The organism is Citrobacter sp. XY323 (genome assembly GCF_025106035.1).
GTDB lineage: Bacteria > Pseudomonadota > Gammaproteobacteria > Enterobacterales > Enterobacteriaceae > Citrobacter > Citrobacter braakii.
Genome location: NZ_JANYUK010000013.1, coordinates 202,914 through 225,101 on the forward strand (window position 1 = coordinate 202,914; position 22,188 = coordinate 225,101).

Sequence of the window (22,188 nt, forward strand, 5' to 3'; positions counted from 1 at the left end):
TGGTGGTGACGCATAATATGGAAAAAGTCATGTTGTCCTTTGACAAAGTCAGCGCCCACTACGGCAAGATACAGGCGCTGCACGACGTCAGCTTGTATATCAATCAGGGTGAAATCGTGACGCTTATCGGCGCCAACGGTGCGGGAAAAACCACGCTGCTTGGTACGCTGTGCGGCGATCCGCGAGCGACAAGTGGGCGAATTGTCTTTGATGGTAAAGACATTACCGACTGGCAGACGGCGAAAATCATGCGCGAAGCGGTAGCGATTGTTCCGGAAGGGCGTCGCGTGTTTTCCCGCATGACGGTGGAAGAGAACCTGGCGATGGGCGGCTTCTTTGCCGAAAAGGACCAGTTTCAGGAACGCATCAAGTGGGTGTATGACTTGTTTCCCCGCCTGCATGAACGTCGAATTCAGCGTGCGGGCACGATGTCCGGCGGTGAACAGCAGATGCTGGCGATAGGCCGTGCGCTGATGAGTCAGCCGCGGCTGCTGCTGCTTGATGAGCCGTCGCTGGGTCTGGCGCCGATTATCATCCAGCAGATCTTCAACACCATCGAACAACTGCGCGAGCAGGGGATGACAATCTTCCTCGTCGAACAGAACGCTAACCAGGCGCTGAAGCTCGCCGATCGCGGCTACGTGCTGGAAAACGGTCATGTGGTGCTTGAAGACACCGGTGATGCGTTACTGGCTAATGAAGCAGTGCGCAGCGCGTATCTGGGCGGTTAACATTCTCTGAATGGACAAGGGGGCCTGATATGGCCCCTTTTTATTGCTCTATGTTATTATTGAGAATAGTTATCAATAATAAAAGTGAACATGGAGAAAGGATGATACGTTCCGGTATCTGCATGATGATTGGCGGTTTGTTTTGGACGCTTTCATCAAATACCCTGGCCTTAACACCGCCAGCGTTCGACCCGCGCGACCCTTCAATCTGGGAAGAGAAACCGGACAACTCGTTAGCCCAGTCCAGCTCGCCCTGTGAAGTGTTCACCACCTCTGTCTGCCCGGGCTGGGAAGATGAGAAATCGGATATTCAGCGCGAACGAGAGCGGCGGGAACAGCAGCGTTTACAGAATGAATATGAACGACGCTGGCGTAAAGATTAATGTTCCTTGCTGGCTGCAACAGATAACGTCATCCTGGCCGGGTAAGACATAGCGTTACCCGGCTTTGTTGTGCACCACCCCGCATTTTCCTGTCACTACGCTTTCACCGCCTTGCCATCTGTTTGTCGCCTTACTATCTTTTTTTTGTAATAAAAAAGTTATTTTTCTGTCATTCGAGCATGTCATGTTACCCCCGCGAGCATAAAACGCGTGATATCGCGCATCCGGCACAACAAGAGAGATAACCGATGATATCGTTACGACATACAGCTTTAGGACTGGCACTTAGCCTGGCGTTTGCAGGTCAGGCTCTGGCCGTCACCACTATCCCGTTCTGGCACTCAATGGAAGGTGAACTGGGTAAAGAAGTTGATTCACTGGCGCAACGTTTTAATGCCGCCAATCCCGACTACAAAATTGTTCCGCAGTACAAAGGCAACTACGAGCAGAGCCTGAGCGCAGGTATTGCGGCTTTCCGTACCGGAAACGCACCTGCGCTACTGCAGGTTTATGAAGTGGGCACGGCAACGATGATGGCCTCGAAAGCCATTAAACCGGTCTATGAAGTATTCAAAGAGGCTGGTATTAACTTCGATGAGTCTCAGTTCGTGCCGACGGTTTCCGGTTATTACACCGACTCTAAAAGCGGACACTTACTCTCCCAGCCGTTTAACAGCTCCACGCCGGTGCTGTACTACAACAAAGATGCCTTCAAAAAAGCCGGTTTAGACCCTGAGCAGCCGCCAAAAACCTGGCAGGATCTGGCGGAATACACCGCGAAGCTGAAAGCAGCAGGCATGAAGTGCGGCTACGCCAGCGGCTGGCAGGGATGGATTCAGATTGAAAACTTCAGCGCCTGGAATGGTCTGCCGGTGGCCACCAAAAACAATGGCTTTGACGGTACTGACGCGGTGCTGGAATTCAATAAACCGGAACAGGTGAAACATATCGCCCTGCTGGAAGAGTTGAACAAAAAAGGGGATTTCAGCTACTTCGGGCGTAAAGACGAGTCTACCGAGAAGTTCTATAACGGGGATTGTGCCATTACCACCGCCTCTTCCGGTTCTCTGGCTGACATCCGCCACTACGCCAAATTCAACTATGGCGTCGGCATGATGCCGTACGATGCTGATGTGAAGGGCGCGCCGCAGAACGCGATTATCGGGGGAGCCAGCCTGTGGGTGATGCAGGGTAAAGACAAAGCAACCTACGAAGGCGTGGCGCAGTTCCTCAACTTCCTGGCGAAGCCTGAAGTTGCTGCCGAATGGCACCAGAAGACCGGCTACCTGCCCATTACCACCGCCGCGTACGACTTGACCCGCGAGCAGGGCTTCTATGATAAGAATCCTGGGGCTGATATCGCCACCCGCCAGATGCTGAACAAGCCACCGTTGCCGTTCACCAAAGGGTTGCGTCTGGGCAACATGCCGCAGATCCGCACCATCGTAGATGAAGAACTGGAAAGCGTCTGGACCGGGAAGAAAACCCCGCAGCAGGCGCTGGATGCTGCCGTTGAGCGTGGCAATCAGTTACTGCGCCGCTTTGAGCAATCGACTAAATCGTAATGTGAAATGCCGGGTGGCGGCTGCGACTTACCCGGCCTACAAATGCGTGTAGTTTGTAGGCCGGATACGGTGTTTGCACCGCAATCTGGCACCTTCCAGGAAAAGAACCTACATGTCTTCATCCCGTCCGGTGTTCCGCTCGCGCTGGCTTCCCTATTTGCTGGTGGCCCCGCAGTTGGTTATCACCGTTATTTTCTTTATCTGGCCCGCCGGTGAAGCGCTGTGGTACTCACTACAATCCGTTGATCCGTTTGGTCTTTCTAGCCAGTTTGTCGGACTGGAAAACTTTATCGCGCTGTTTCATGACCCGTACTACCTTGATTCATTCTGGACCACCATTAAGTTCAGTACATTAGTCACGGTAAGCGGTTTGCTGGTGTCGTTATTTTTTGCGGCGCTGGTGAATTACGTGGTGCGCGGCAGCCGTTTTTACCAGACGCTGATGCTGTTGCCTTACGCCGTCGCGCCCGCCGTCGCCGCCGTATTGTGGATCTTCCTGTTTAACCCAGGGCGCGGGCTGATTACCCATTTTCTCGGTGAGTTTGGCTATGACTGGAACCATGCGCAAAACAGCGGTCAGGCGATGTTTCTGGTGGTGTTTGCGTCGGTCTGGAAGCAGATTAGTTACAACTTTCTGTTCTTCTTTGCCGCACTACAGTCTATTCCGCGGTCGCTGATTGAAGCCGCCGCGATTGATGGTGCGGGACCGGTTCGCCGCTTCTTTAAGCTGGCGCTGCCGCTGATTGCACCGGTCAGCTTCTTTCTGCTGGTGGTGAATCTGGTTTATGCCTTCTTTGATACCTTTCCGGTGATCGATGCCGCTACGGCGGGTGGGCCGGTACAGGCGACCACTACGTTGATTTATAAGATCTATCGCGAAGGCTTTGTCGGGCTGGATCTCTCCGCCTCGGCCGCCCAATCGGTAGTGCTGATGTTCCTGGTCATTATTTTGACGGTGGTGCAGTTCCGCTATGTGGAAAGTAAGGTACGTTACCAATGATTGAGAATCGTCGTGGGCTGACAATATTCAGCCATGCCATGTTGATTATGGGGATCATGGTGATCCTGTTTCCGCTGTACGTCGCGTTTGTTGCGGCGACGCTGGATAACAAAGCAGTCTTTGAAACGCCGATGACGCTGGTTCCCGGCACACAGCTGCTGGAAAACATGAAATACATCTGGGTCAACGGCGTGGGCGTTAACAGCGCGCCGTTCTGGCTGATGATGCTCAACAGTTTCATCATGGCGTTCAGTATTACGGTAGGGAAAATCACCGTCTCTATGCTCTCCGCATTCGCCATCGTTTGGTTCCGCTTTCCACTGCGTAACCTGTTCTTCTGGATGATTTTTATCACGCTGATGCTGCCGGTCGAGGTGCGTATTTTCCCGACGGTGGAAGTGATCGCCAACCTGAAAATGCTCGACAGCTATGCGGGTCTGACGCTGCCGTTAATGGCATCGGCGACTGCGACGTTCCTGTTCCGGCAGTTTTTTATGACCCTGCCGGATGAACTGGTTGAGGCGGCGCGTATTGACGGCGCGTCACCGATGCGTTTTTTCCGCGATATTGTACTACCGCTGTCAAAAACCAATCTGGCGGCGCTGTTTGTGATCACCTTTATCTACGGCTGGAACCAGTATTTGTGGCCGTTGTTAATTATTACCGATGTCAATTTGGGCACTGCGGTGGCAGGTATCAAAGGCATGATTGCTACTGGTGAAGGCACCACGCAGTGGAATCAGGTAATGGCAGCCATGCTGCTGACGCTCATCCCTCCGGTAATCATCGTGTTAGCCATGCAGCGTGCCTTCGTACGTGGCCTGGTCGATAGTGAGAAATAAAAATGGCTGGTTTAAAACTACAGGCAGTAACCAAAAGCTGGGACGGCAAAACCCAGGTGATTAAACCGCTGACGCTGGATGTCGCGGACGGAGAATTTATCGTGATGGTTGGCCCATCCGGCTGCGGTAAGTCAACGCTGCTACGGATGGTGGCCGGGCTTGAACGGGTGAGCGGCGGCGATATCTGGATTAATAATAAACGCGTCACCGAAATGGAGCCTAAGGATCGCGGCATTGCGATGGTCTTTCAGAACTACGCGCTCTACCCACATATGAGCGTGGAAGAAAATATGGCCTGGGGGCTGAAAATCCGTGGGATGGGCAAGGAGCATATTGCCGAACGGGTGAAAGAGGCGGCGCGAATTCTCGAGCTGGGTGAACTGCTCAAGCGTCGTCCGCGCGAGCTTTCTGGCGGTCAGCGCCAGCGTGTGGCGATGGGGCGGGCGATTGTCCGTGACCCAGCGGTATTCCTGTTTGATGAGCCGCTGTCTAACCTCGATGCCAAGCTGCGCGTACAGATGCGTCTGGAGTTACAACATCTGCATCGCCGACTGAAAACCACCTCACTGTATGTGACGCACGATCAGGTAGAAGCGATGACCCTCGCCCAGCGGGTGATGGTGATGAACAAAGGCATTGCCGAGCAGATCGGCACGCCGGTTGAGGTATATGAAAAGCCTGCCAGCCGCTTTGTGGCGAGTTTTATCGGCAGCCCGGCGATGAATCTGCTGGACGGGCGCATCAGCGCCTCGGGCACCCATTTTGAGCTGGATGACGGCATGACGTTGCCCCTCGGCAGAAGCGCGAGGGAGTCTGGTGGGCGTAACATGACGTTGGGTATCCGCCCGGAGCATATTGCGCTAAGCTCGCAGGCCGAAGGCGGCGTGCCGTTGGTCGTCGACACGCTGGAAATGCTGGGAGCGGATAACCTGGCACACGGACGTTGGGGTGAGCAAAAGCTGGTGGTGCGACTGGCGCATCAGCATCGCCCGACGGCAGGCAGCACGCTGTGGCTGCATCTGCCGGAAAATCATCTGCATCTTTTTGATGGCGAAACAGGACAACGCGTATGAGTAACTGGCCTTACCCCCATATCGTCGCCCATCGCGGCGGCGGTAAGCTGGCACCGGAAAACACCCTGGCGGCGATCGACATGGGGGCGCGATACGGGCATACCATGATTGAGTTTGACGCTAAATTGTCGAAAGACGGTGAGATCTTCTTGCTGCATGACGACAACCTGGAACGCACCAGCAATGGTTGGGGTGTGGCAGGCGAGCTGAATTGGCAGGATTTATTGCGCGTGGACGCCGGCGGCTGGTTTAGCGGTGAGTTTAAAGGTGAACCGCTACCGCTGCTCTCGCAAGTGGCCGAGCGCTGCCGTCAGCACAGTATGATGGCGAATATTGAAATTAAACCCACCACCGGCACCGGAACGTTAACCGGCAAAGCCGTAGCGCTGGCCGCTCGGGAACTGTGGGCGGGAATGACACCACCGCTGTTGTCATCCTTTGAAATTGACGCGCTTGAAGCGGCGCAGCAGGCGGCGCCTGAACTGCCGAGAGGCTTACTGCTTGATGAGTGGCGCGAGGACTGGCGTGAGCTGACAACGCGGCTGGGCTGCGTCTCTATTCATCTTAACCACAAGCTGCTGGATGAAGCGCGCGTGGATGCGCTGCGCGACGCAGGACTGCGTATTCTGGTGTATACCGTCAACCGACCCCAGCGCGCGGCGGAACTGCTACGCTGGGGAGTGGACTGCATCTGTACCGATGCCATTGATACGATTGGTCCGGATTTCCAGCCCTGTTAAGGCCCAATTGTTTTTAACGGAACGTTAGGCTGCGGCGTGCTGGAGGGCTTCAGCATGTCGCCGTTCTTTTTCTCCGACAGCATATGTTGCTTATTCAGCGAGCTGTCCGGGTTACGGGGTCCACTTAACATCCCACCGTTGCTGTTGGGCAGCATTTGCTGCTGGCTGGAATTAAACTCGCCAGGCTGAGACTGAAGGACGCGCTGGGAGTTGGTATTGATTTGGTTTTCCATATGCTGTTGTTGCATACGCGTCTGCGTTTGCAACTGCTGATTGAGCATCCCTTTCTGCTGAATCTGCTGCGATTGCATTTGGGTTTGCATACGCTGCTGGCTCGGGATCTGATAACCGGGTTGATTCGGGTTATTCATGGTGTTGATGGGCTGTGCAAAGCCTGCAAACGGCAACAGCATGGCTAAAAGTAAGAGTCGTTTCATCGCTTTTCTCCTCTCGGGGATCTCTTAAGTTTACTCCTTTCTCGCCGTTACGATGATTATTTCAGAGTTATGCACCAGGCTTAGTGGGGGCTGACCCCCATACATCTGGAGAATAACGATGATAAAACCGACGTTTTTACGCCGGGTAGCCATTGCTGCTCTGCTCTCAGGAAGTTGTTTTAGCGTTGCTGCCGCTCCGGCTGCACCGCCGCCGGTATCATACGGTGTTGAGGAGGATGTGTTCCATCCCGTGCGCGCGCAGCAGGGGATGGTGGCCTCCGTGGATGCGCTTGCCACCCAAGTGGGGGTGGATATTCTTAAACAGGGTGGGAATGCCGTCGATGCCGCCGTGGCCGTTGGCTACGCGCTGGCGGTGACGCATCCCCAGGCGGGCAATCTGGGCGGTGGCGGTTTTATGCTGCTGCGTACCAAAGACGGTAACACCACGGCGATTGATTTTCGCGAAATGGCCCCTGCTGGCGCGACCCGCGACATGTTCCTTGATGAGCAGGGCAACGCCGATGCGAAAAAGTCGCTGACGTCGCATCTGGCATCCGGTACGCCGGGTACCGTCGCGGGTTTCTCGCTGGCGCTGGAGAAATACGGCACGATGCCGCTGAACAAAGTGGTACGTCCGGCGATGAAGCTGGCGGAAGAGGGTTTTGTGGTTAATGACGCACTGGCCGACGATCTGAAAACCTATGGCAGTGAAGTGCTCCCTAATCACGAGAACAGCAAAGCCATTTTCTGGAAAGACGGCGAGCCACTGAAAAAAGGCGATAAGCTGGTGCAAAAGAACCTGGCGAAAAGCCTGGAAACGATTGCCGAAAGCGGCCCGGATGCGTTTTATAAAGGGGCTATTGCCGATCAGATCGCCGGGGAAATGCAGAAGAACGGCGGGCTGATGACCAAAGAGGACTTAGCCAGCTATAAAGCCGTGGAGCGTACGCCGATTAGCGGTGACTATCGCGGGTATCAGGTCTTCTCCATGCCGCCGCCCTCCTCTGGCGGTATTCACATCGTGCAGATCCTCAATATTCTTGAAAACTTTGATATGAAGAAATACGGATTTGGCAGCGCCGACGCCATGCAGGTCATGGCTGAAGCGGAGAAGTATGCCTACGCTGACCGCTCGGAGTATCTGGGCGATCCCGATTTTGTGAAAGTGCCGTGGCAGGCATTGACCAACAAAGCCTATGCTAAAACGCTTGCCGATCAGATTGATATCAACAAGGCTAAGCCTTCCAGCCAGATTAAACCTGGCAAGCTCGCTCCGTATGAAAGCAATCAGACCACTCACTTCTCGGTGGTGGATAAAGACGGCAATGCCGTGGCGGTGACCTATACCCTGAATACCACCTTCGGGACCGGTATTGTGGCGGGTAACACTGGCATTCTGCTCAATAATGAAATGGACGACTTCTCTGCCAAGCCGGGCGTACCGAACGTATACGGTCTGGTAGGCGGCGATGCCAACGCGGTCGGACCGAAGAAGCGTCCGCTGTCATCTATGTCGCCGACTATCGTGGTAAAAGATGGGAAAACCTGGCTGGTTACCGGCAGCCCAGGCGGGAGTCGAATTATCACTACTGTGCTGCAAATGGTGGTCAACAGCATTGATTTCGGGATGAACGTCGCCGAAGCGACCAACGCACCGCGCTTCCATCATCAGTGGTTGCCTGATGAGCTTCGTATTGAGAAGGGCTTCAGCCCGGATACAATCAAACTGCTGGAGCAAAAAGGACAGAAAGTGGCGCTGAAAGAAGCGATGGGCAGCACGCAGAGCATTATGGTTGGACCGGATGGCGCACTGTATGGCGCGTCCGACCCGCGTTCCGTGGATGATTTAACGGCGGGTTACTGATTGTTGATTAATAGCCCGGCATCAGGCGCCGGGCTATATGTTAGTTACGCCGTGAGTAACCGCGCCGGATTATCAATACAGAGCTTGCGAAGAGTATCGTTATCTACGCCACGGGCAGCCAGATAGGCGAGGAAAACATTTGGGACAAATCCCCAACCATTCCCCCCATTTTTTGCCCACATCTGTTTGAGAAAAACATCATGGCTTAATACGATCTGGTCGGCGTAACCCAGTTCAATCAGATTTGCTACCGCATCTGCGGTGTCCTGAACACCTGGGGCGATACCTTCTTTGGGGAAAGTAATGTCCAGACCAATCATGTCAAATTCAAGCCATACGCCGCGGTCAAGCATTTTACGTTGATAGGCAACATCCTTTCCTGAAGGGTCTGAGTGCGCCAGCGAAACTTTTGCCGGAGAGACGTTCATCTCTTCAAGGACAATATCCAGTACCTCATCACCCAGCCGCAGCCATCCTGGCATATGGATATTCATTGCCGTATGGGGATTATTACGTTGTGCCAGAGACGCCGCGCGCAGGCTGTTGCGCTCAGCTTGGGTAAAAGCGGGTGATACGCCAATTTCACCGATCATACCGGCGCGAATATCCGTCTCGCCAATCCCCTGATTCAGTTCCTTATCAATAAGTGAGGCTAATAACTCGACAGGTTTGTGGATCCTGGCGCTTTCAAACTTTTCCAGATAAGGTCCTGAAGAAGCAACGATATTCAAACCAGTTTTTAATGCCACTTCCCGCAATGAAGTGGCGTCCCGACCAATAGATTCAGAACCCGTCGCGTCGACAATCGTCCTGCCTCCCAGTGACATGAAGTTATTGATTTCAAAGATGACATCATCAATCTCTTTTCTGTCCATGTTATCGGCGCAGCAGTACGGGTCGTGTTTCAGTCCCCACTGCAGGTCAGCACTGACTTTCTTTCCCACCAACTGCTGTGAAAAAGCATACTGTGGCTCGTCAACAACGGATGACAAATCGTTAAACAGGTGCTCATGCGGTAGCGTCAGACCCATTTCTGAGTGTGCCACTAGGCCCGTTACGGTTTGCAGGAAGCCTTTCATCCTGACACCTCCATTTTTTTCGCCATTTTGGATGCTCTGTATTCGGGGATGGTGGTAACAATTGCACCTACTAACGCGAATAATGTACCGATGATGGTGACCAGATAGACCGTATTGCCTAATGATGGGATTAACTCATCAATCAACACCGATCCCAGTAACTGACCCGCGGTAGAAGCGACACCCAGCATTAATAGTCCTAAGCCTCTGACCAGAATCGCCATCAGCCCGATGGACAGCAGACCCAGCGGGCCACCGAGATACATCCACCACGTATCGGGTAACTGGACGGTGACATGCCCTAATGCGACACGTATCGCCAGCGCAGCACCCAGGACACAAAAGCCGACGATGAAGTTCCAGGTAATGGAAACCAGCATGGATCCCGTTGCCTCGGCGACTTTGGCATTCCCCGCAGGCTGCCAGCCAGCGAGTAATCCTGCCAAAAATGGAAGGATAGCCAGCAGGATAAACGAGGTTGAGTGCCACTGTGGCGACACGACAAAAATCGTGGCAATAACAGCGAACAATGCGCCAGTAACGCGCCATGGCGTGAAATATTTCTTCTCATCCACACCGACGCCAAAACGGTCGCACAGCAGGCCGGAAAGGAGCAGGGCGGAAATTAATGCAGTTTGAAAAGTGGCAACGCCTAACGCGCTGGCTGATGCGCCTTCAGAAAATACGACCATCGCCCCGCATAACCCGGCAAACCAATTCCACAAGGGGATTTTCCGCTTTTTAATCAGCGTAGGGATCGACGCGAATTGATGGCGTGTTTCTTTACGCGCAATAATAATAAAAAACATGACGACCAGACCGCTGGCGAAAGAGATTACTGCGCAAGCATTACCATCCTGCAACCAGTGTCCCAATTGCCCATTAACGGCAGACTGCATTGGGGAAAGCATACCGGCTAAGATGGTTGCAAGCATCAGTAAGGGGGTTGAGTACTTATTCTTGTTCATACATCAATCCTTATATTTTATAAAAGGAGTAACTTTCGTTACTCCATTGTTTTTTATTTTCTGGCGATGAATTGAAGCGTGTTAACCCACAGGTCGGTATAAAACGGCCAGGACATGAATTGCTGAGTTCCCCAGTGCGGCGAACAGTCACTCATAAAACAGGCGGTTTTACCCTGTTGGTATTTACCGAACACTAACAGTGGGTCATTATTTATTGTTAATACGACATCAGCATCTTCTCTGGCGACAACCTGGTTATATCCAAGAAATATCGGGTAGTCTGAGAATCTGTCTACAACAGGATGTTCAGGCGAGACAGCCTCAGCGTAGATACCCTCTGGTTTTTCTACTCGGTCATCGCCGTCAAGCATAATAACTGGCAAGACCTCGGCAAGAATGGTGTTCTTGTAATTGGCCTTTGCCTCAATACCCATAAATGACAGATAGCCGCCAATCATAAGCAGACCACCACCATTTTTGACGTACTCTTTAATTGATTCCAGAGCATTTGGCTTTATTTTGAGCTGATAGAATGTCTCGTTTTGCAACAGGAATGTATTGCTGCCGATATCGCTAATGACAATGGCATCATAACGGTTTAGTTCATCAATGCTTTCTGGAAATGCGATTTGTACGGTGTGAGCAGGCATGTAATCAATTTCCACACCACCTTTCTTTAAGCATTCCAGTAACCATGTAGCGCCTTCTTCATATTTACTGGAGGTAAAGCTGTCATAACCTTTTGAATGAATCATGTGAATATGCCAGGATTCTCCAATAAAGAGCACCTTTAGTTTTTTCTGCGTATTGTTCATAGTCTGCTCCTTGATTTAGTGAGTTGAGATAGTTTGTTTGTAATGTGAACTCTGAATGCGATGTAGAACGGATTCGTTTTCTGGCATGTCAGAGGCATTGGGTGTTTCAACAGCAAGCGAGGCGAATGCGCTGGCGTAGCATAATGCGGATGCCAGTGATTTTCCTTTAGCAAGGCCAGATGCGAGTGCGCCATTGAAGGCGTCGCCAGCTCCTGCGGTGTTTTTTACAACTGCCGGGAATGCCGGAGAATAGATGAATTGCGTTCCGTCATAAGCGAGAGATCCTTTGCTACCTAAAGTAATAATGGTATTTTTTACACCTTTCTGATGAATAATCTTCGCTGCACATTTGGCTGACTCAATATCATTGACGGACATATTTGCCAGGAGACCAGCTTCGGTTTCATTTGGCGTAATATAATCAATGTCATCAATGATGGTATTGACCATTTCATTGTATGGCGCTGGATTGATAATTACCGGTATGTCATTTTTTTGTGCGAGACGAATTGTTTGCTGAAGCGCCTCGTAATTTGTCTCCAGTTGTACAAGAACAATATCTGAATGAATAATGGCTTCTTTTTGTATGGTGATTTCATCAGGTGAAATTGTCATATTAGCACCGGGATAGATAGCGATGACGTTATCCCCGGTATCTCCATTCACCATGATGGTAGCTGTACCAGTTTGTGTTTCTTTGGTCTGGTAGATTACACTTTTATGGATTTTTGATGAGTTTATAAAATTAATGGCGTAATCACTAAAATGGTCTGACCCTACTTTAGTAATAAAATGCACATCAGAATCGGCATAGCTTGCCGCTAATGCTTGATTACATCCTTTACCGCCTGGCGAAAAAATAAATTTATCGGCAAGTAATGATTCTCCTGTCGAGGGTAGTCTCGGTAGGTAACTGATAATATCAACATTGAACGAGCCAATAACACATACATTATTTTTCATGGCAGAGAGACCTTTTTTTATTTTCTGCGCTGACTCATATTTTTCCAGCACATAAGCAATTTCGTTTTTTGCAACGTTATCAAGAGAATCAAGGGTAATAAATGCACCACCATGACAGCGAGTGAGATATCCCTGTCCGGCAAGTTCATTGAGATCTGAGCGAATGGTTTCTTTTGTTACCTTGAGACTTTTCGCCAGATTTGAAACTTTTACAACTCCCGAAATACTGATTTCTTTCAATATTCTATGATGGCGTTCAAATTTCATTTTTTACCTCACCGTGGTTAAGTTAGTCCCAGGAGAAGCATATTGTTGTGATTGTCACCATAAAGTGATGGCAGAAACCAAAAAAAAACAAAAATGTAATATTAATATTATTAACGTTACGAAAAATAGCGATGAAGATAAAAAGGTGAATAACCATATAATTCAGGTGGTTGTTAGGCCTGAACATGACGGCGGGGGAAACGATGGACTGCAATCAAAAACTCTATGCCAGGGCCGGATAGCGCTTCCGCTCCTGAATTTAACGGCGAGATATAAAGGATAATGGCCTACAGCGTTCGGAACGATGTCGGCCTTATTGGTTGGTTATGGCGCATATCGCTGCAGCGATTCAGACCAGCGGAATATTTGGCTGCTTTTATCCTGCAGGTTTACTCTCTCTAAATCATAAAACCCGTGCGTTTTTGCCGAACGCATTTTGAGGATATATTTACTTTCGCTGATGTCGCGCTGTCTTGTACCGTCTTTATTCCACTCTCCGGCGATGTCCGTATATTGATAAACAAGGTCGGAATACACGTTGATTATCCTGTTGTCTTTGATCGCATAGAGCTCCAGCACTTCATAAAATGCGCCGCCGCCCGAATACGCCTCAGAGTATCCACCGCGCACCCCAAACGCCAGCGTATCGGGTGCGATCCGGTACGGTGCCAGATCCAGTTTTGTATAATAGGCCAGCGGTCTGACGGACTCATCATCGCTCTCTTTTTCGGCGGTTTTATTCCACTCAGAGAGTTGGTTTAATGGTTTTTCCGAGCGTGCAATCGGCGTTAGCTGTTGGTTCTGCCAGGAAAAAACGCCGAGATATAATTTATTGGCGTGCCCGTTGCTGTAGTTTTCCGGACAGTTGTTATCCGCGTATTTCTTTGCCTGCCCGGCGTCGGCCGGATTGTCGGCGAAACAGGCGACACCGATATATTTGCCGTCTTTGCCCCAGGCTTTGGCACCCGTGAGGATCAGGTTGTCAGGATCTTCATTCGGCGCAACCCAGGCAATCCACGCGTTCTCAGATAATCCCTGTGGAAGCTCGCCAAATCCTTTGGCAGGGGTTGCTCCCGCCATTTGCTCAGCAAAAATCTGTTTACCTTCCGGGTGTTGAATAGCGCTGGGCACGGAATCGAGATTTTGTACGGTAGTGGCGAAAGCAGGGGAGAGTGCTGCCAGCAACACCAGGAGAAGGTACTTTTTCACTCTTGCGTCCTTTCAATAAGAAGGGTGATAAGACTCGCCCTTAATTTTATTTCACGCGCGCCATAAAGTAGGCATCAACGTATTCACCGTTGCGCAGGCCGTATTTCTTACCTGTGCCTTCGATTTCAAAGCCGTATTTCTTATACACCGCCACGGCCGGCTCATTATCAACAAATACCGTTAGCTCAATACGCTCGACGCGCAGCCAGTTGTCGCACATGTCGATCATCGTGCGAATCAACGCGCTGGCAACGCCGCGATTGTGCCACCGTGCATCCACGCAGATACCAAAATCAGCCACGTGGCTGCGGCGCGGGCGTTGCGCGACCTCAATACAGAGATGCCCCACGACGATATCGTCAATGCAGGCAACCAGTTGTTTGACCCCGGCTTGCTCGGTTAGCCTCGCTTGCCACATCTCGAGGGAAGGATGAGGAACCTGTAGCGTGTTGTGGTACACCTCCGGCTGGGCGTGGATCTGACGAATTGCGTCGTAATCTTTCGGTTCAGCGTGGCGTATCACTATCTCACTCATTCCTTATCTCCAGCAGGGTTAATTGTGTATTTACACTCGCTGAGAAAGAAAATTCCGTCAACTGCATTTTTTTGCAAAAAGAAGTAGACAAGTGCGAATGAGAATGATTATTATTGCTCTGCGTTCAGGGGAACCCCTACGGAGAACCTGAAAGCACGACATTGCTCACATTGCTTCCAGTATTACTTTAGCCAGCTTTTGCTGGCTTTTTTTTTTGAGGTTTTGTGTCTGCCTGGCTTACTTGCCATTTCGTCCCCGGGAAGTGCTCGTGCTCCTCACGTACATTTAGTACGCTCCGGGCCCTGCGCGCTTGCCGTGAACAAACTGCCTGCGACGCCGACGGCCGATCCTGTCGCCCTGTGGTGCAGTTCAAGCGCCATCCGGCAAAGAATCCAACATTCAGTCTCCAGCCGCTTTGCGCTATGGTGTAGACAATCACCTTCGAAAGGATCGTCTCATGACCTTACACTGCGCATTTATTGGTTTTGGTAAAAGCACCACTCGCTACCATTTGCCGTACGTCCTCAACCGCAAAGATAGCTGGCATGTCGCGCACATTTTTCGCCGCCACGCCAAGCCGGAAGAGCAGGCGCCACAATATTCACATATTCACTTCACCAGTGACCTTGACGAGATCTTAAACGATCCGCAGGTGAAGCTGGTGATCGTCTGTACCCATGCTGACAGCCATTTTGAATACGCCAAACGCGCGCTGGAAGCGGGTAAAAACGTGCTGGTTGAGAAACCCTTCACGCCGACGCTTGCGCAAGCAAAAGCACTGTTCGAACTGGCGCAAAGCAAAGGGCTGACCGTTACGCCATATCAGAACCGTCGTTTTGATTCCTGCTTCCTCACCGCTAAAAAAGCGATTGAGAGCGGCAAGCTCGGTGAAATTGTTGAGGTTGAAAGCCATTTCGATTACTACCGCCCCGTGGCGGAAACCAAGCCGGGACTGCCGCAGGACGGCGCATTCTATGGTCTGGGCGTACACACCATGGATCAGATTATCTCGCTGTTCGGTCGTCCCGATTGCGTGGCCTATGACATCCGCAGCCTGCGCAACAAAGCGAATCCGGACGATACCTTTGAAGCGCAGCTGTTCTACGGCTCTCTGAAAGGCATTGTTAAAACCAGTCACTTGGTGAAAATCGACTATCCGAAGTTTATCGTTCACGGTACCAAAGGCTCGTTTGTGAAGTACGGCATCGACCAGCAGGAAACCAGCCTGAAGGCCAATATCATGCCTGGTGAGCCAGGTTTCGCTGCTGACGATTCCATTGGGATGCTGGAGTACGTTAACGATGACGGCCTGACGGTAAAAGAAGAGGTGCAGCCGGAAGTGGGGGACTATGGTCGCGTCTATGATGCGCTTTACCAGACGCTGACAGCCGGTACGCCTAATTACGTCAAGGAATCTGAAGTTCTTACCAACCTGGAACTCCTCGAACGCGCCTTTGAACAGGCTTCTCCGGCGACGATAACTCTCGCCAAATAGCTTGCGCAGACTCCTCTGGGCTTGTTCATTTTTTTTGAACAGAGGAGTCAATTTTCACCCTCTATGATCCCCGGCGGATTGAGTCCACACTTACTCCATCGAAAACATCTGGGGGTGAACACAATGATCTACTTACGCAAAGCTAATGACCGTGGCCACGCTAATCATGGCTGGCTCGATTCCTGGCATACCTTCTCTTTTGCCAACTACTATGACCCAAACTTTATGGGGTTCTCGGCACTGCGCGTGATTAACGATGACGTGATCGACGCAGGTCAGGGCTTTGGTACTCATCCCCATAAAGACATGGAAATCCTGACTTACGTGCTGGAAGGCGCGGTGGAACATCAGGACAGCATGGGGAACAAAGAACAGGTTCCGGCCGGTGAGTTCCAGATAATGAGCGCCGGGACGGGGATCCGTCACTCGGAGTACAACCCGAGCAATACTGAGAAGCTGCATCTGTATCAGATTTGGATCATGCCGCAGGAAAACGGTATTACCCCACGCTATGAGCAGCGCCGTTTTGATGCCGCTCAGGGTAAACAACTGGTGCTGTCGCCGGATGCCCGTGATGGCTCGCTGAAAGTGTACCAGGATATGGAGCTTTACCGTTGGGCACTGATCAAAGATGAGCAGTCGGTGCATCAGATTGCCGCTGAACGCCGCGTCTGGATCCAGGTAGTAAAAGGTAACGTGACAATTAACGGGACCAAAGCGACCACCAGCGATGGTCTGGCAATCTGGGATGAGCAGGCCATTTCTATTCATGCCGACAGCGACAGCGAAGTGTTGTTGTTTGATCTGCCGCCAGTATAAAAATACACGGCATGCTTAAAGCCGCATCTGTGTTGGCTTTCCTCGCTCACCCCGGTCGCGTACTTAATGTACGCTCCCGGGGATTTACTGCGTCGCCACCTTGATGCAACTCGAATGATTTTGTGTATTTCTCACAATAAAAAACTCCTTTTTTTCTCTGCGAAGGTTCACGCACGTCCGTGGTAAACTGGGGGAATCTATCCCTTTTTAACGCTTCAGGACGATGAAAAAGAAAAGACCCGTACTTCAGGATGTAGCCGACCGCGTGGGCGTGACCAAAATGACGGTCAGCCGCTTTTTGCGTAACCCGGAGCAGGTCTCCGTGGCGCTGCGGGGCAAAATTGCCGCTGCACTTGATGAGCTGGGTTATATTCCCAATCGCGCTCCTGATATCCTTTCTAACGCTACCAGCCGCGCTATCGGCGTGCTGTTACCGTCTCTCACTAACCAGGTTTTTGCTGAAGTGCTACGCGGCATTGAGGCTGTCACTGACGCTCATGGTTATCAAACCATGCTGGCGCACTACGGCTATAAGCCTGAGATGGAACAAGAGCGTCTGGAATCGATGCTGTCGTGGAATATTGATGGCCTGATCCTCACCGAACGTAGCCATACGCCCCGTACGCTGAAAATGATTGAGGTTGCCGGTATCCCGGTGGTTGAGCTGATGGACAGCCAGTCCCCGTGTCTTGATATTGCCGTGGGATTCGACAACTTCGAAGCCGCGCGTCAGATGACAGCCGCTATCATCGCCCGCGGGCACCGTCATGTTGCCTATCTTGGCGCACGCCTTGATGAACGTACTATCATCAAACAGAGAGGCTACGAGCAGGCAATGCGCGATGCCGACCTGGTGCCGTACAGCGTGATGGTGGAGCAGTCCTCTTCCTACTCCTCCGGTATTGAACTTATCCGTCAGGCGCGGCGTGAATACCCGCAGCTCGATGGTGTCTTTTGTACCAACGATGACCTGGCGGTAGGGGCGGCCTTCGAATGCCAGCGTTTAGGGCTGAAAATCCCTGATGACATGGCGATTGCCGGATTCCACGGTCACGACATCGGGCAGGTGATGGAGCCGCGTCTGGCGAGCGTGCTCACGCCGCGTGAACGCATGGGCAGCATTGGCGCAGAACGTCTGCTGGCGCGCATCCGCGGTGAAGCCGTCACACCTAAAATGTTAGATTTAGGTTTCACCTTGTCACCGGGCGGATCTATTTAAGCCAACAAGTTTGAAGTAGCTCACACTTATACACTTCGAGCACGAATGGATATTGCTTCTCTATTTATCCGGCTGGACAATGTTACCGATAACAGTTACCCGTAACAATTTCCTGATTCTTGTACCAGTGGGGGCAACGCTTTGAGCACGACTAATCATGATCACCACGTTTACGTTCTGATGGGCGTATCGGGCAGCGGTAAATCTGCTGTCGCCAGCGAAGTGGCGCATCAACTGCAGGCCGCGTTTCTTGATGGCGATTTTCTCCATCCGCGCAGCAACATCATGAAAATGGCTTCCGGTGAGCCACTCAACGATGACGACCGCAAACCGTGGTTACAGGCGTTGAATGACGCCGCCTTTGCGATGCAGCGTACCAACAAGGTTTCGCTGATCGTCTGTTCCGCCCTGAAAAAAGTCTACCGCGACCAGCTACGCGACGGTAACCCGAACCTCTCTTTCATCTATCTGAAAGGGGATTTTGACGTTATCGAAAGCCGCCTGAAAGCGCGTAAAGGCCACTTCTTCAAAACGCAGATGCTGGTAACCCAGTTTGAAGCGCTGGAAGAACCGGGTGCGAATGAAAACGATGTACTGGTGGTCGATATCGATCAACCACTGGACGGTGTGGTCGCCAGCACCATTGAGGTTATTAACCAGGGCAGTAAGTAGTGAGTACATTAACGCTTGTTTTAACAGCAGTAGGGTCCGTTTTATTACTGCTGTTTTTAGTGATGAAGGCGCGTATGCACGCCTTCGTTGCTTTGATGGTGGTATCCATTGGTGCAGGTCTCTTTTCCGGTATGCCGCTCGATAAAATCGCGGCGACCATGGAAAAAGGAATGGGAGGCACGCTCGGTTTCCTGGCGATTGTTGTGGCGCTGGGGGCGATGTTCGGCAAGATTTTGCATGAGACCGGAGCTGTCGATCAGATTGCCGTCAAAATGCTGAAATCCTTCGGTCACAGCCGCGCACATTATGCGATTGGCCTGGCCGGTCTGATTTGCGCGCTGCCGCTATTCTTTGAGGTGGCGATTGTGCTGCTGATTAGCGTGGCATTCTCAATGGCGCGCCATACGGGGACAAACCTGGTTAAGCTTGTGATCCCGCTGTTTGCGGGCGTAGCGGCTGCTGCGGCATTTCTGCTGCCTGGGCCTGCGCCGATGCTGCTGGCCTCTCAGATGCACGCCGACTTTGGCTGGATGATCCTGATTGGCCTGTGTGCCGCGATTCCGGGCATGATTATCGCCGGGCCGCTGTGGGGGAATTTCATCAGCCGTTACGTCGAGCTGCACGTACCGGAAGATATTTCCGAGCCGCATCTGGGCGAAGGCAAAATGCCATCCTTTGGCTTCAGCTTATCGCTTATCCTGCTGCCGCTGGTTCTGGTGGGGCTGAAAACCATCGCCGCACGCTTTGTTCCGGTCGGTTCTACAACCTATGAATGGTTCGAGTTTATCGGTCACCCGTTTACCGCGATTCTGGTTGCCTGTCTGGTGGCGATTTACGGTCTGGCGGTGCGCCAGGGCATGCCAAAAGACCGCGTGATGGAGATCTGTGGTCATGCGCTGCAGCCGGCGGGGATTATTCTGCTGGTGATTGGTGCGGGCGGTGTGTTCAAACAGGTTCTGGTTGATTCTGGCGTCGGTCCGGCGCTGGGCGAAGCGTTAACCGGTATGGGCTTGCCGATTGCCATCACCTGCTTCGTGCTGGCGGCGGCGGTGCGTATCATTCAGGGTTCCGCGACTGTGGCCTGCTTAACGGCGGTCGGTCTGGTGATGCCGGTGATTGAGCAACTGAACTACTCCGGTGCCCAGATGGCGGCACTGTCTATCTGTATCGCGGGCGGCTCTATCGTGGTCAGCCACGTTAACGACGCCGGTTTCTGGTTATTCGGTAAATTTACCGGTGCGACCGAAGCGCAAACGCTGAAGACCTGGACGATGATGGAAACCATCCTCGGCACGGTCGGTGCGATTGTCGGTATGATTGCCTTTCAGCTGTTGAGCTGATGGCATTACCCGGCGGCGCTTGCGCTTACCGGGCCTGGAAACGAGCACACATCCACACCGTAGGCCGGGTAAGCGCAAGGATGCGCGGCGATTTTCCTGCCGGAGAGCCTGGATTGTTAAGGGGGCTGCGTAGCCCCCTTAACACGTTCACTGGTGACGAGATCTCAGAGAAGTAATTAGCATGACGTGAACGGAACTGTTCTCCGGGTAACATGCTATCTGAGCCAAAAAGGAGAGATTACCCCTTCATCCACATCCTTACGCCGTCGAGGAACATCTGGGTAGCCATCATCACCAGAATCAGCCCCATCAGGCGCTCCAGTGCGTTCACCCCTTTCTCGCCCAGCAGGCGTAAAAACAGCGAAGACTGCAGCAAAATCACAAAAGTACCACCCCAGGCGATCAGCAGCGCAATCACCAGATGCCCCATCTGGTTCGGATACTGATGTGATAACAGCATTAATGAAGCCAGGATTGTCGGACCGGCTACCAACGGGATCGCCAGTGGCACGATAAACGGCTCTTCGCCTGCCGGAAGCCCGGTGCTATTCCCGGTGGCGCTGGGAAAAATCATCTTAATGGCGATCAGGAACAAAATGATGCCCCCGGAGATCGAAACGGTTTCCGCGCGCAGGTTAAGAAATGCCAGTATTTTCTCGCCAGCAAACAGGAATATCAGCATCACCAACAGCGCAATGAACAGCTCGCGAATCATAATCGCGCGGCGGCGTTTTGGTTCGGTATGTTTCAATACGGACATGAAAATGGGCAGATTTCCGAGCGGATCCATAATAAGGATCAATAAAACTGCCGCTGAAATGATTTCATTCATAACTCAAATTCCCTGATAATTACTGCGGACTTTCTGCTTGCTTGCGCAGCGGGATAAGTCGCATTACTGATGGCTTCGCTATCATTGATTAATTTCACTTGCGACTTTGGCTGCTTTTTGTATGGTGAAGGATAGGCCAGTAGGATACTGGTTAGCATACACAGCACACATCTCTGCAGGAAAAAAACGCTATGAAAAATGTTGGTTTTATCGGCTGGCGCGGTATGGTCGGCTCTGTTCTCATGCAACGCATGGTTGAGGAGCGTGACTTCGACGCCATTCGCCCTGTTTTCTTTTCTACTTCCCAGCTCGGGCAGGCGGCACCGACATTCGGTGGAACCACGACCGGCACGCTTCAGGACGCTTTTGATCTGGATGCGCTGAAGGCGCTCGATATCATCGTGACCTGTCAGGGCGGCGATTATACCAACGAAATCTATCCAAAGCTTCGTGAAAGCGGTTGGCAGGGTTACTGGATTGACGCGGCCTCTTCGCTGCGTATGAAAGACGATGCCATCATCATTCTCGATCCGGTTAACCAGGATGTCATCACTGACGGCCTGAACAAAGGTATTAAGACCTTTGTCGGCGGTAACTGTACCGTTAGCCTGATGCTGATGTCCCTCGGTGGCCTGTTTGCCAATGACCTGGTTGACTGGGTTTCTGTGGCGACCTATCAGGCGGCCTCCGGCGGCGGCGCGCGCCATATGCGCGAACTGCTGTCCCAGATGGGTCATCTGTATGGCCATGTGGCCGATGAACTGGCAACCCCTTCCTCTGCTATTCTCGATATCGAACGTAAAGTGACGACCCTGTCCCGCAGCGGTGAACTGCCGGTTGATAACTTTGGCGTACCGTTGGCCGGTAGCCTGATTCCGTGGATCGACAAACAACTTGATAACGGTCAGAGCCGCGAAGAGTGGAAGGGACAGGCTGAAACCAACAAAATTCTTAACACCTCTTCCGTGATCCCGGTTGATGGTCTGTGCGTGCGCGTCGGTGCGCTGCGCTGCCACAGCCAGGCGTTCACCATTAAACTGAAAAAAGATGTGTCTATTCCGACCGTGGAAGAACTGCTGGCAGCGCACAATCCGTGGGCCAAAGTCGTGCCAAACGATCGGGATATCACCATGCGTGAGTTAACCCCGGCGGCCGTTACCGGCACGCTGACCACGCCAGTAGGCCGTCTGCGTAAGCTGAATATGGGACCGGAGTTCCTGTCAGCCTTTACCGTGGGCGACCAGTTGCTGTGGGGTGCTGCAGAGCCATTGCGCCGTATGCTGCGTCAGTTGGCGTAATGTGGGACGGCCTGATGACGCCATGTTTATCAGGCCTACAAA

22 protein-coding genes are annotated in these 22,188 nt (G+C 52.1%); 14 read left to right on the forward strand and 8 right to left on the reverse strand.

Annotated features, from left to right (window positions below):
- Window positions 1–17 precede the first annotated feature (17 nt).
- The 7 genes from livF to ugpQ all read left to right on the forward strand — a co-directional run bounded on the left by livF (window position 18) and on the right by ugpQ (window position 6,334).
- Window positions 18–731: a high-affinity branched-chain amino acid ABC transporter ATP-binding protein LivF gene (gene livF / locus N0B36_RS18395; RefSeq protein ID WP_085951092.1), complete on the forward strand. Its 714-nt coding sequence runs from the start codon at window positions 18–20 to the stop codon at window positions 729–731.
- Window positions 732–832: 101 nt separating this feature from the next.
- Window positions 833–1,114 (forward strand): hypothetical protein, encoded by a 282-nt coding sequence (locus tag N0B36_RS18400; protein ID WP_046274511.1) that lies wholly within the window; start codon window positions 833–835, stop codon window positions 1,112–1,114.
- 248 nt (window positions 1,115–1,362) lie between these two features.
- Window positions 1,363–2,679 carry a sn-glycerol-3-phosphate ABC transporter substrate-binding protein UgpB gene (gene ugpB / locus N0B36_RS18405; protein ID WP_103928711.1) on the forward strand — a complete coding sequence of 439 codons (1,317 nt, stop codon included), beginning with the start codon at window positions 1,363–1,365 and terminating at the stop codon, window positions 2,677–2,679.
- Between the two features lie 112 nt (window positions 2,680–2,791).
- Window positions 2,792–3,679 (forward strand): sn-glycerol-3-phosphate ABC transporter permease UgpA, encoded by an 888-nt coding sequence (gene ugpA, locus N0B36_RS18410; protein ID WP_016154830.1) that lies wholly within the window; start codon window positions 2,792–2,794, stop codon window positions 3,677–3,679.
- Window positions 3,676–4,521 carry a sn-glycerol-3-phosphate ABC transporter permease UgpE gene (gene ugpE, locus N0B36_RS18415; RefSeq protein ID WP_003023450.1) on the forward strand — a complete coding sequence of 282 codons (846 nt, stop codon included), beginning with the start codon at window positions 3,676–3,678 and terminating at the stop codon, window positions 4,519–4,521. The genes ugpA and ugpE overlap by 4 nt, the downstream gene beginning before the upstream one ends.
- 2 nt (window positions 4,522–4,523) lie before the next feature.
- Window positions 4,524–5,594 (forward strand): sn-glycerol-3-phosphate import ATP-binding protein UgpC, encoded by a 1,071-nt coding sequence (locus N0B36_RS18420; protein WP_141875791.1) that lies wholly within the window; start codon window positions 4,524–4,526, stop codon window positions 5,592–5,594.
- The gene (gene ugpQ / locus N0B36_RS18425; protein WP_200108440.1) at window positions 5,591–6,334 is read left to right on the forward strand and encodes a glycerophosphodiester phosphodiesterase; all 744 of its coding nucleotides are present in this window, start codon (window positions 5,591–5,593) and stop codon (window positions 6,332–6,334) included. Before N0B36_RS18420 ends, ugpQ begins: the two co-directional genes overlap by 4 nt.
- Here ugpQ and N0B36_RS18430 read toward each other — a convergent pair.
- Window positions 6,331–6,771 carry a DUF2756 family protein gene (locus N0B36_RS18430; RefSeq protein ID WP_181547171.1) on the reverse strand — a complete coding sequence of 147 codons (441 nt, stop codon included), beginning with the start codon at window positions 6,769–6,771 and terminating at the stop codon, window positions 6,331–6,333. The two genes, ugpQ and N0B36_RS18430, sit on opposite strands and share 4 nt — an antisense overlap.
- 118 nt (window positions 6,772–6,889) lie before the next feature.
- Here N0B36_RS18430 and ggt point away from each other — a divergent pair, with 118 nt between their 5' ends.
- Window positions 6,890–8,635 (forward strand): gamma-glutamyltransferase, encoded by a 1,746-nt coding sequence (gene ggt, locus N0B36_RS18435; protein WP_259688788.1) that lies wholly within the window; start codon window positions 6,890–6,892, stop codon window positions 8,633–8,635.
- 44 nt (window positions 8,636–8,679) lie between these two features.
- On the opposite strand, the gene N0B36_RS18440 is transcribed toward ggt, so the two are convergent.
- From N0B36_RS18440 to yhhY, 6 genes are all read right to left on the reverse strand, one after another.
- Window positions 8,680–9,714: a phosphotriesterase gene (locus N0B36_RS18440; RefSeq protein WP_259688789.1), complete on the reverse strand. Its 1,035-nt coding sequence runs from the start codon at window positions 9,712–9,714 to the stop codon at window positions 8,680–8,682.
- Entirely contained in the window at window positions 9,711–10,682 is a 972-nt protein-coding gene (locus N0B36_RS18445) for a DMT family transporter (RefSeq protein ID WP_049283110.1), read from the reverse strand. The genes N0B36_RS18440 and N0B36_RS18445 overlap by 4 nt, the downstream gene beginning before the upstream one ends.
- Window positions 10,683–10,735: 53 nt before the next feature.
- Window positions 10,736–11,497: a glutamine amidotransferase gene (locus tag N0B36_RS18450; RefSeq protein ID WP_141875793.1), complete on the reverse strand. Its 762-nt coding sequence runs from the start codon at window positions 11,495–11,497 to the stop codon at window positions 10,736–10,738.
- 15 nt (window positions 11,498–11,512) lie between these two features.
- On the reverse strand, window positions 11,513–12,727 hold the full coding sequence (locus N0B36_RS18455) for a PfkB family carbohydrate kinase (RefSeq protein ID WP_049283108.1): 1,215 nt from the start codon (window positions 12,725–12,727) through the stop codon (window positions 11,513–11,515).
- Window positions 12,728–13,051: 324 nt separating this feature from the next.
- The gene (locus N0B36_RS18460) at window positions 13,052–13,936 is read right to left on the reverse strand and encodes a hypothetical protein (protein ID WP_259688790.1); all 885 of its coding nucleotides are present in this window, start codon (window positions 13,934–13,936) and stop codon (window positions 13,052–13,054) included.
- Window positions 13,937–13,982: 46 nt separating this feature from the next.
- Window positions 13,983–14,471: an N-acetyltransferase gene (gene yhhY / locus N0B36_RS18465; RefSeq protein WP_019078130.1), complete on the reverse strand. Its 489-nt coding sequence runs from the start codon at window positions 14,469–14,471 to the stop codon at window positions 13,983–13,985.
- Window positions 14,472–14,928: 457 nt separating this feature from the next.
- On the opposite strand from yhhY, the gene N0B36_RS18470 reads away from it, so the two are divergent.
- The 5 genes from N0B36_RS18470 (at window position 14,929) to gntU (ending at window position 20,016) form a co-directional block, all read left to right on the forward strand.
- Window positions 14,929–15,966, forward strand: coding sequence for an oxidoreductase (locus tag N0B36_RS18470; protein ID WP_259688791.1), 1,038 nt, complete (start codon window positions 14,929–14,931; stop codon window positions 15,964–15,966).
- A gap of 123 nt (window positions 15,967–16,089) precedes the next feature.
- On the forward strand, window positions 16,090–16,785 hold the full coding sequence (gene yhhW / locus N0B36_RS18475; protein ID WP_016154822.1) for a quercetin 2,3-dioxygenase: 696 nt from the start codon (window positions 16,090–16,092) through the stop codon (window positions 16,783–16,785).
- 223 nt (window positions 16,786–17,008) lie between these two features.
- Window positions 17,009–18,004 (forward strand): gluconate operon transcriptional repressor GntR, encoded by a 996-nt coding sequence (gene gntR / locus N0B36_RS18480; protein WP_016157654.1) that lies wholly within the window; start codon window positions 17,009–17,011, stop codon window positions 18,002–18,004.
- Window positions 18,005–18,145: 141 nt separating this feature from the next.
- A complete protein-coding gene (gene gntK / locus N0B36_RS18485) occupies window positions 18,146–18,676 on the forward strand; it encodes a gluconokinase (RefSeq protein WP_003023475.1) in 531 nt (176 codons plus the stop codon).
- Window positions 18,676–20,016, forward strand: coding sequence for a gluconate transporter (gene gntU, locus N0B36_RS18490; RefSeq protein ID WP_016154820.1), 1,341 nt, complete (start codon window positions 18,676–18,678; stop codon window positions 20,014–20,016). Before gntK ends, gntU begins: the two co-directional genes overlap by 1 nt.
- Window positions 20,017–20,254: 238 nt before the next feature.
- Here gntU and yhgN read toward each other — a convergent pair whose 3' ends face one another.
- The gene (gene yhgN / locus N0B36_RS18495) at window positions 20,255–20,848 is read right to left on the reverse strand and encodes an NAAT family transporter YhgN (RefSeq protein ID WP_003023480.1); all 594 of its coding nucleotides are present in this window, start codon (window positions 20,846–20,848) and stop codon (window positions 20,255–20,257) included.
- Window positions 20,849–21,039: 191 nt separating this feature from the next.
- Between yhgN and asd the strand changes: the two genes are divergently transcribed.
- Window positions 21,040–22,146 (forward strand): aspartate-semialdehyde dehydrogenase, encoded by a 1,107-nt coding sequence (gene asd / locus N0B36_RS18500; protein ID WP_016154818.1) that lies wholly within the window; start codon window positions 21,040–21,042, stop codon window positions 22,144–22,146.
- The last annotated feature ends 42 nt before the right edge of the window (window positions 22,147–22,188 follow it).

Bases quoted from the DNA above. Each gene is read 5' to 3' on its own strand.
- asd (WP_016154818.1), top strand. From the start codon at position 21,040: ATGAAAAATGTTGGTTTTATCGGCTGGCGCGGTATGGTCGGCTCTGTT.
- livF (WP_085951092.1), top strand. From the start codon at position 18: ATGGAAAAAGTCATGTTGTCCTTTGACAAAGTCAGCGCCCACTACGGC.
- N0B36_RS18420 (WP_141875791.1), top strand. From the start codon at position 4,524: ATGGCTGGTTTAAAACTACAGGCAGTAACCAAAAGCTGGGACGGCAAA.
- gntR (WP_016157654.1), top strand. From the start codon at position 17,009: ATGAAAAAGAAAAGACCCGTACTTCAGGATGTAGCCGACCGCGTGGGC.
- yhhW (WP_016154822.1), top strand. From the start codon at position 16,090: ATGATCTACTTACGCAAAGCTAATGACCGTGGCCACGCTAATCATGGC.
- N0B36_RS18455 (WP_049283108.1), bottom strand. From the start codon at position 12,727: ATGAAATTTGAACGCCATCATAGAATATTGAAAGAAATCAGTATTTCG.
- N0B36_RS18430 (WP_181547171.1), bottom strand. From the start codon at position 6,771: ATGAAACGACTCTTACTTTTAGCCATGCTGTTGCCGTTTGCAGGCTTT.
- N0B36_RS18450 (WP_141875793.1), bottom strand. From the start codon at position 11,497: ATGAACAATACGCAGAAAAAACTAAAGGTGCTCTTTATTGGAGAATCC.
- ugpQ (WP_200108440.1), top strand. From the start codon at position 5,591: ATGAGTAACTGGCCTTACCCCCATATCGTCGCCCATCGCGGCGGCGGT.
- ugpE (WP_003023450.1), top strand. From the start codon at position 3,676: ATGATTGAGAATCGTCGTGGGCTGACAATATTCAGCCATGCCATGTTG.
- N0B36_RS18400 (WP_046274511.1), top strand. From the start codon at position 833: ATGATACGTTCCGGTATCTGCATGATGATTGGCGGTTTGTTTTGGACG.
- N0B36_RS18440 (WP_259688789.1), bottom strand. From the start codon at position 9,714: ATGAAAGGCTTCCTGCAAACCGTAACGGGCCTAGTGGCACACTCAGAA.
- N0B36_RS18445 (WP_049283110.1), bottom strand. From the start codon at position 10,682: ATGAACAAGAATAAGTACTCAACCCCCTTACTGATGCTTGCAACCATC.
- ugpA (WP_016154830.1), top strand. From the start codon at position 2,792: ATGTCTTCATCCCGTCCGGTGTTCCGCTCGCGCTGGCTTCCCTATTTG.
- yhgN (WP_003023480.1), bottom strand. From the start codon at position 20,848: ATGAATGAAATCATTTCAGCGGCAGTTTTATTGATCCTTATTATGGAT.
- ggt (WP_259688788.1), top strand. From the start codon at position 6,890: ATGATAAAACCGACGTTTTTACGCCGGGTAGCCATTGCTGCTCTGCTC.
- yhhY (WP_019078130.1), bottom strand. From the start codon at position 14,471: ATGAGTGAGATAGTGATACGCCACGCTGAACCGAAAGATTACGACGCA.
- ugpB (WP_103928711.1), top strand. From the start codon at position 1,363: ATGATATCGTTACGACATACAGCTTTAGGACTGGCACTTAGCCTGGCG.
- N0B36_RS18470 (WP_259688791.1), top strand. From the start codon at position 14,929: ATGACCTTACACTGCGCATTTATTGGTTTTGGTAAAAGCACCACTCGC.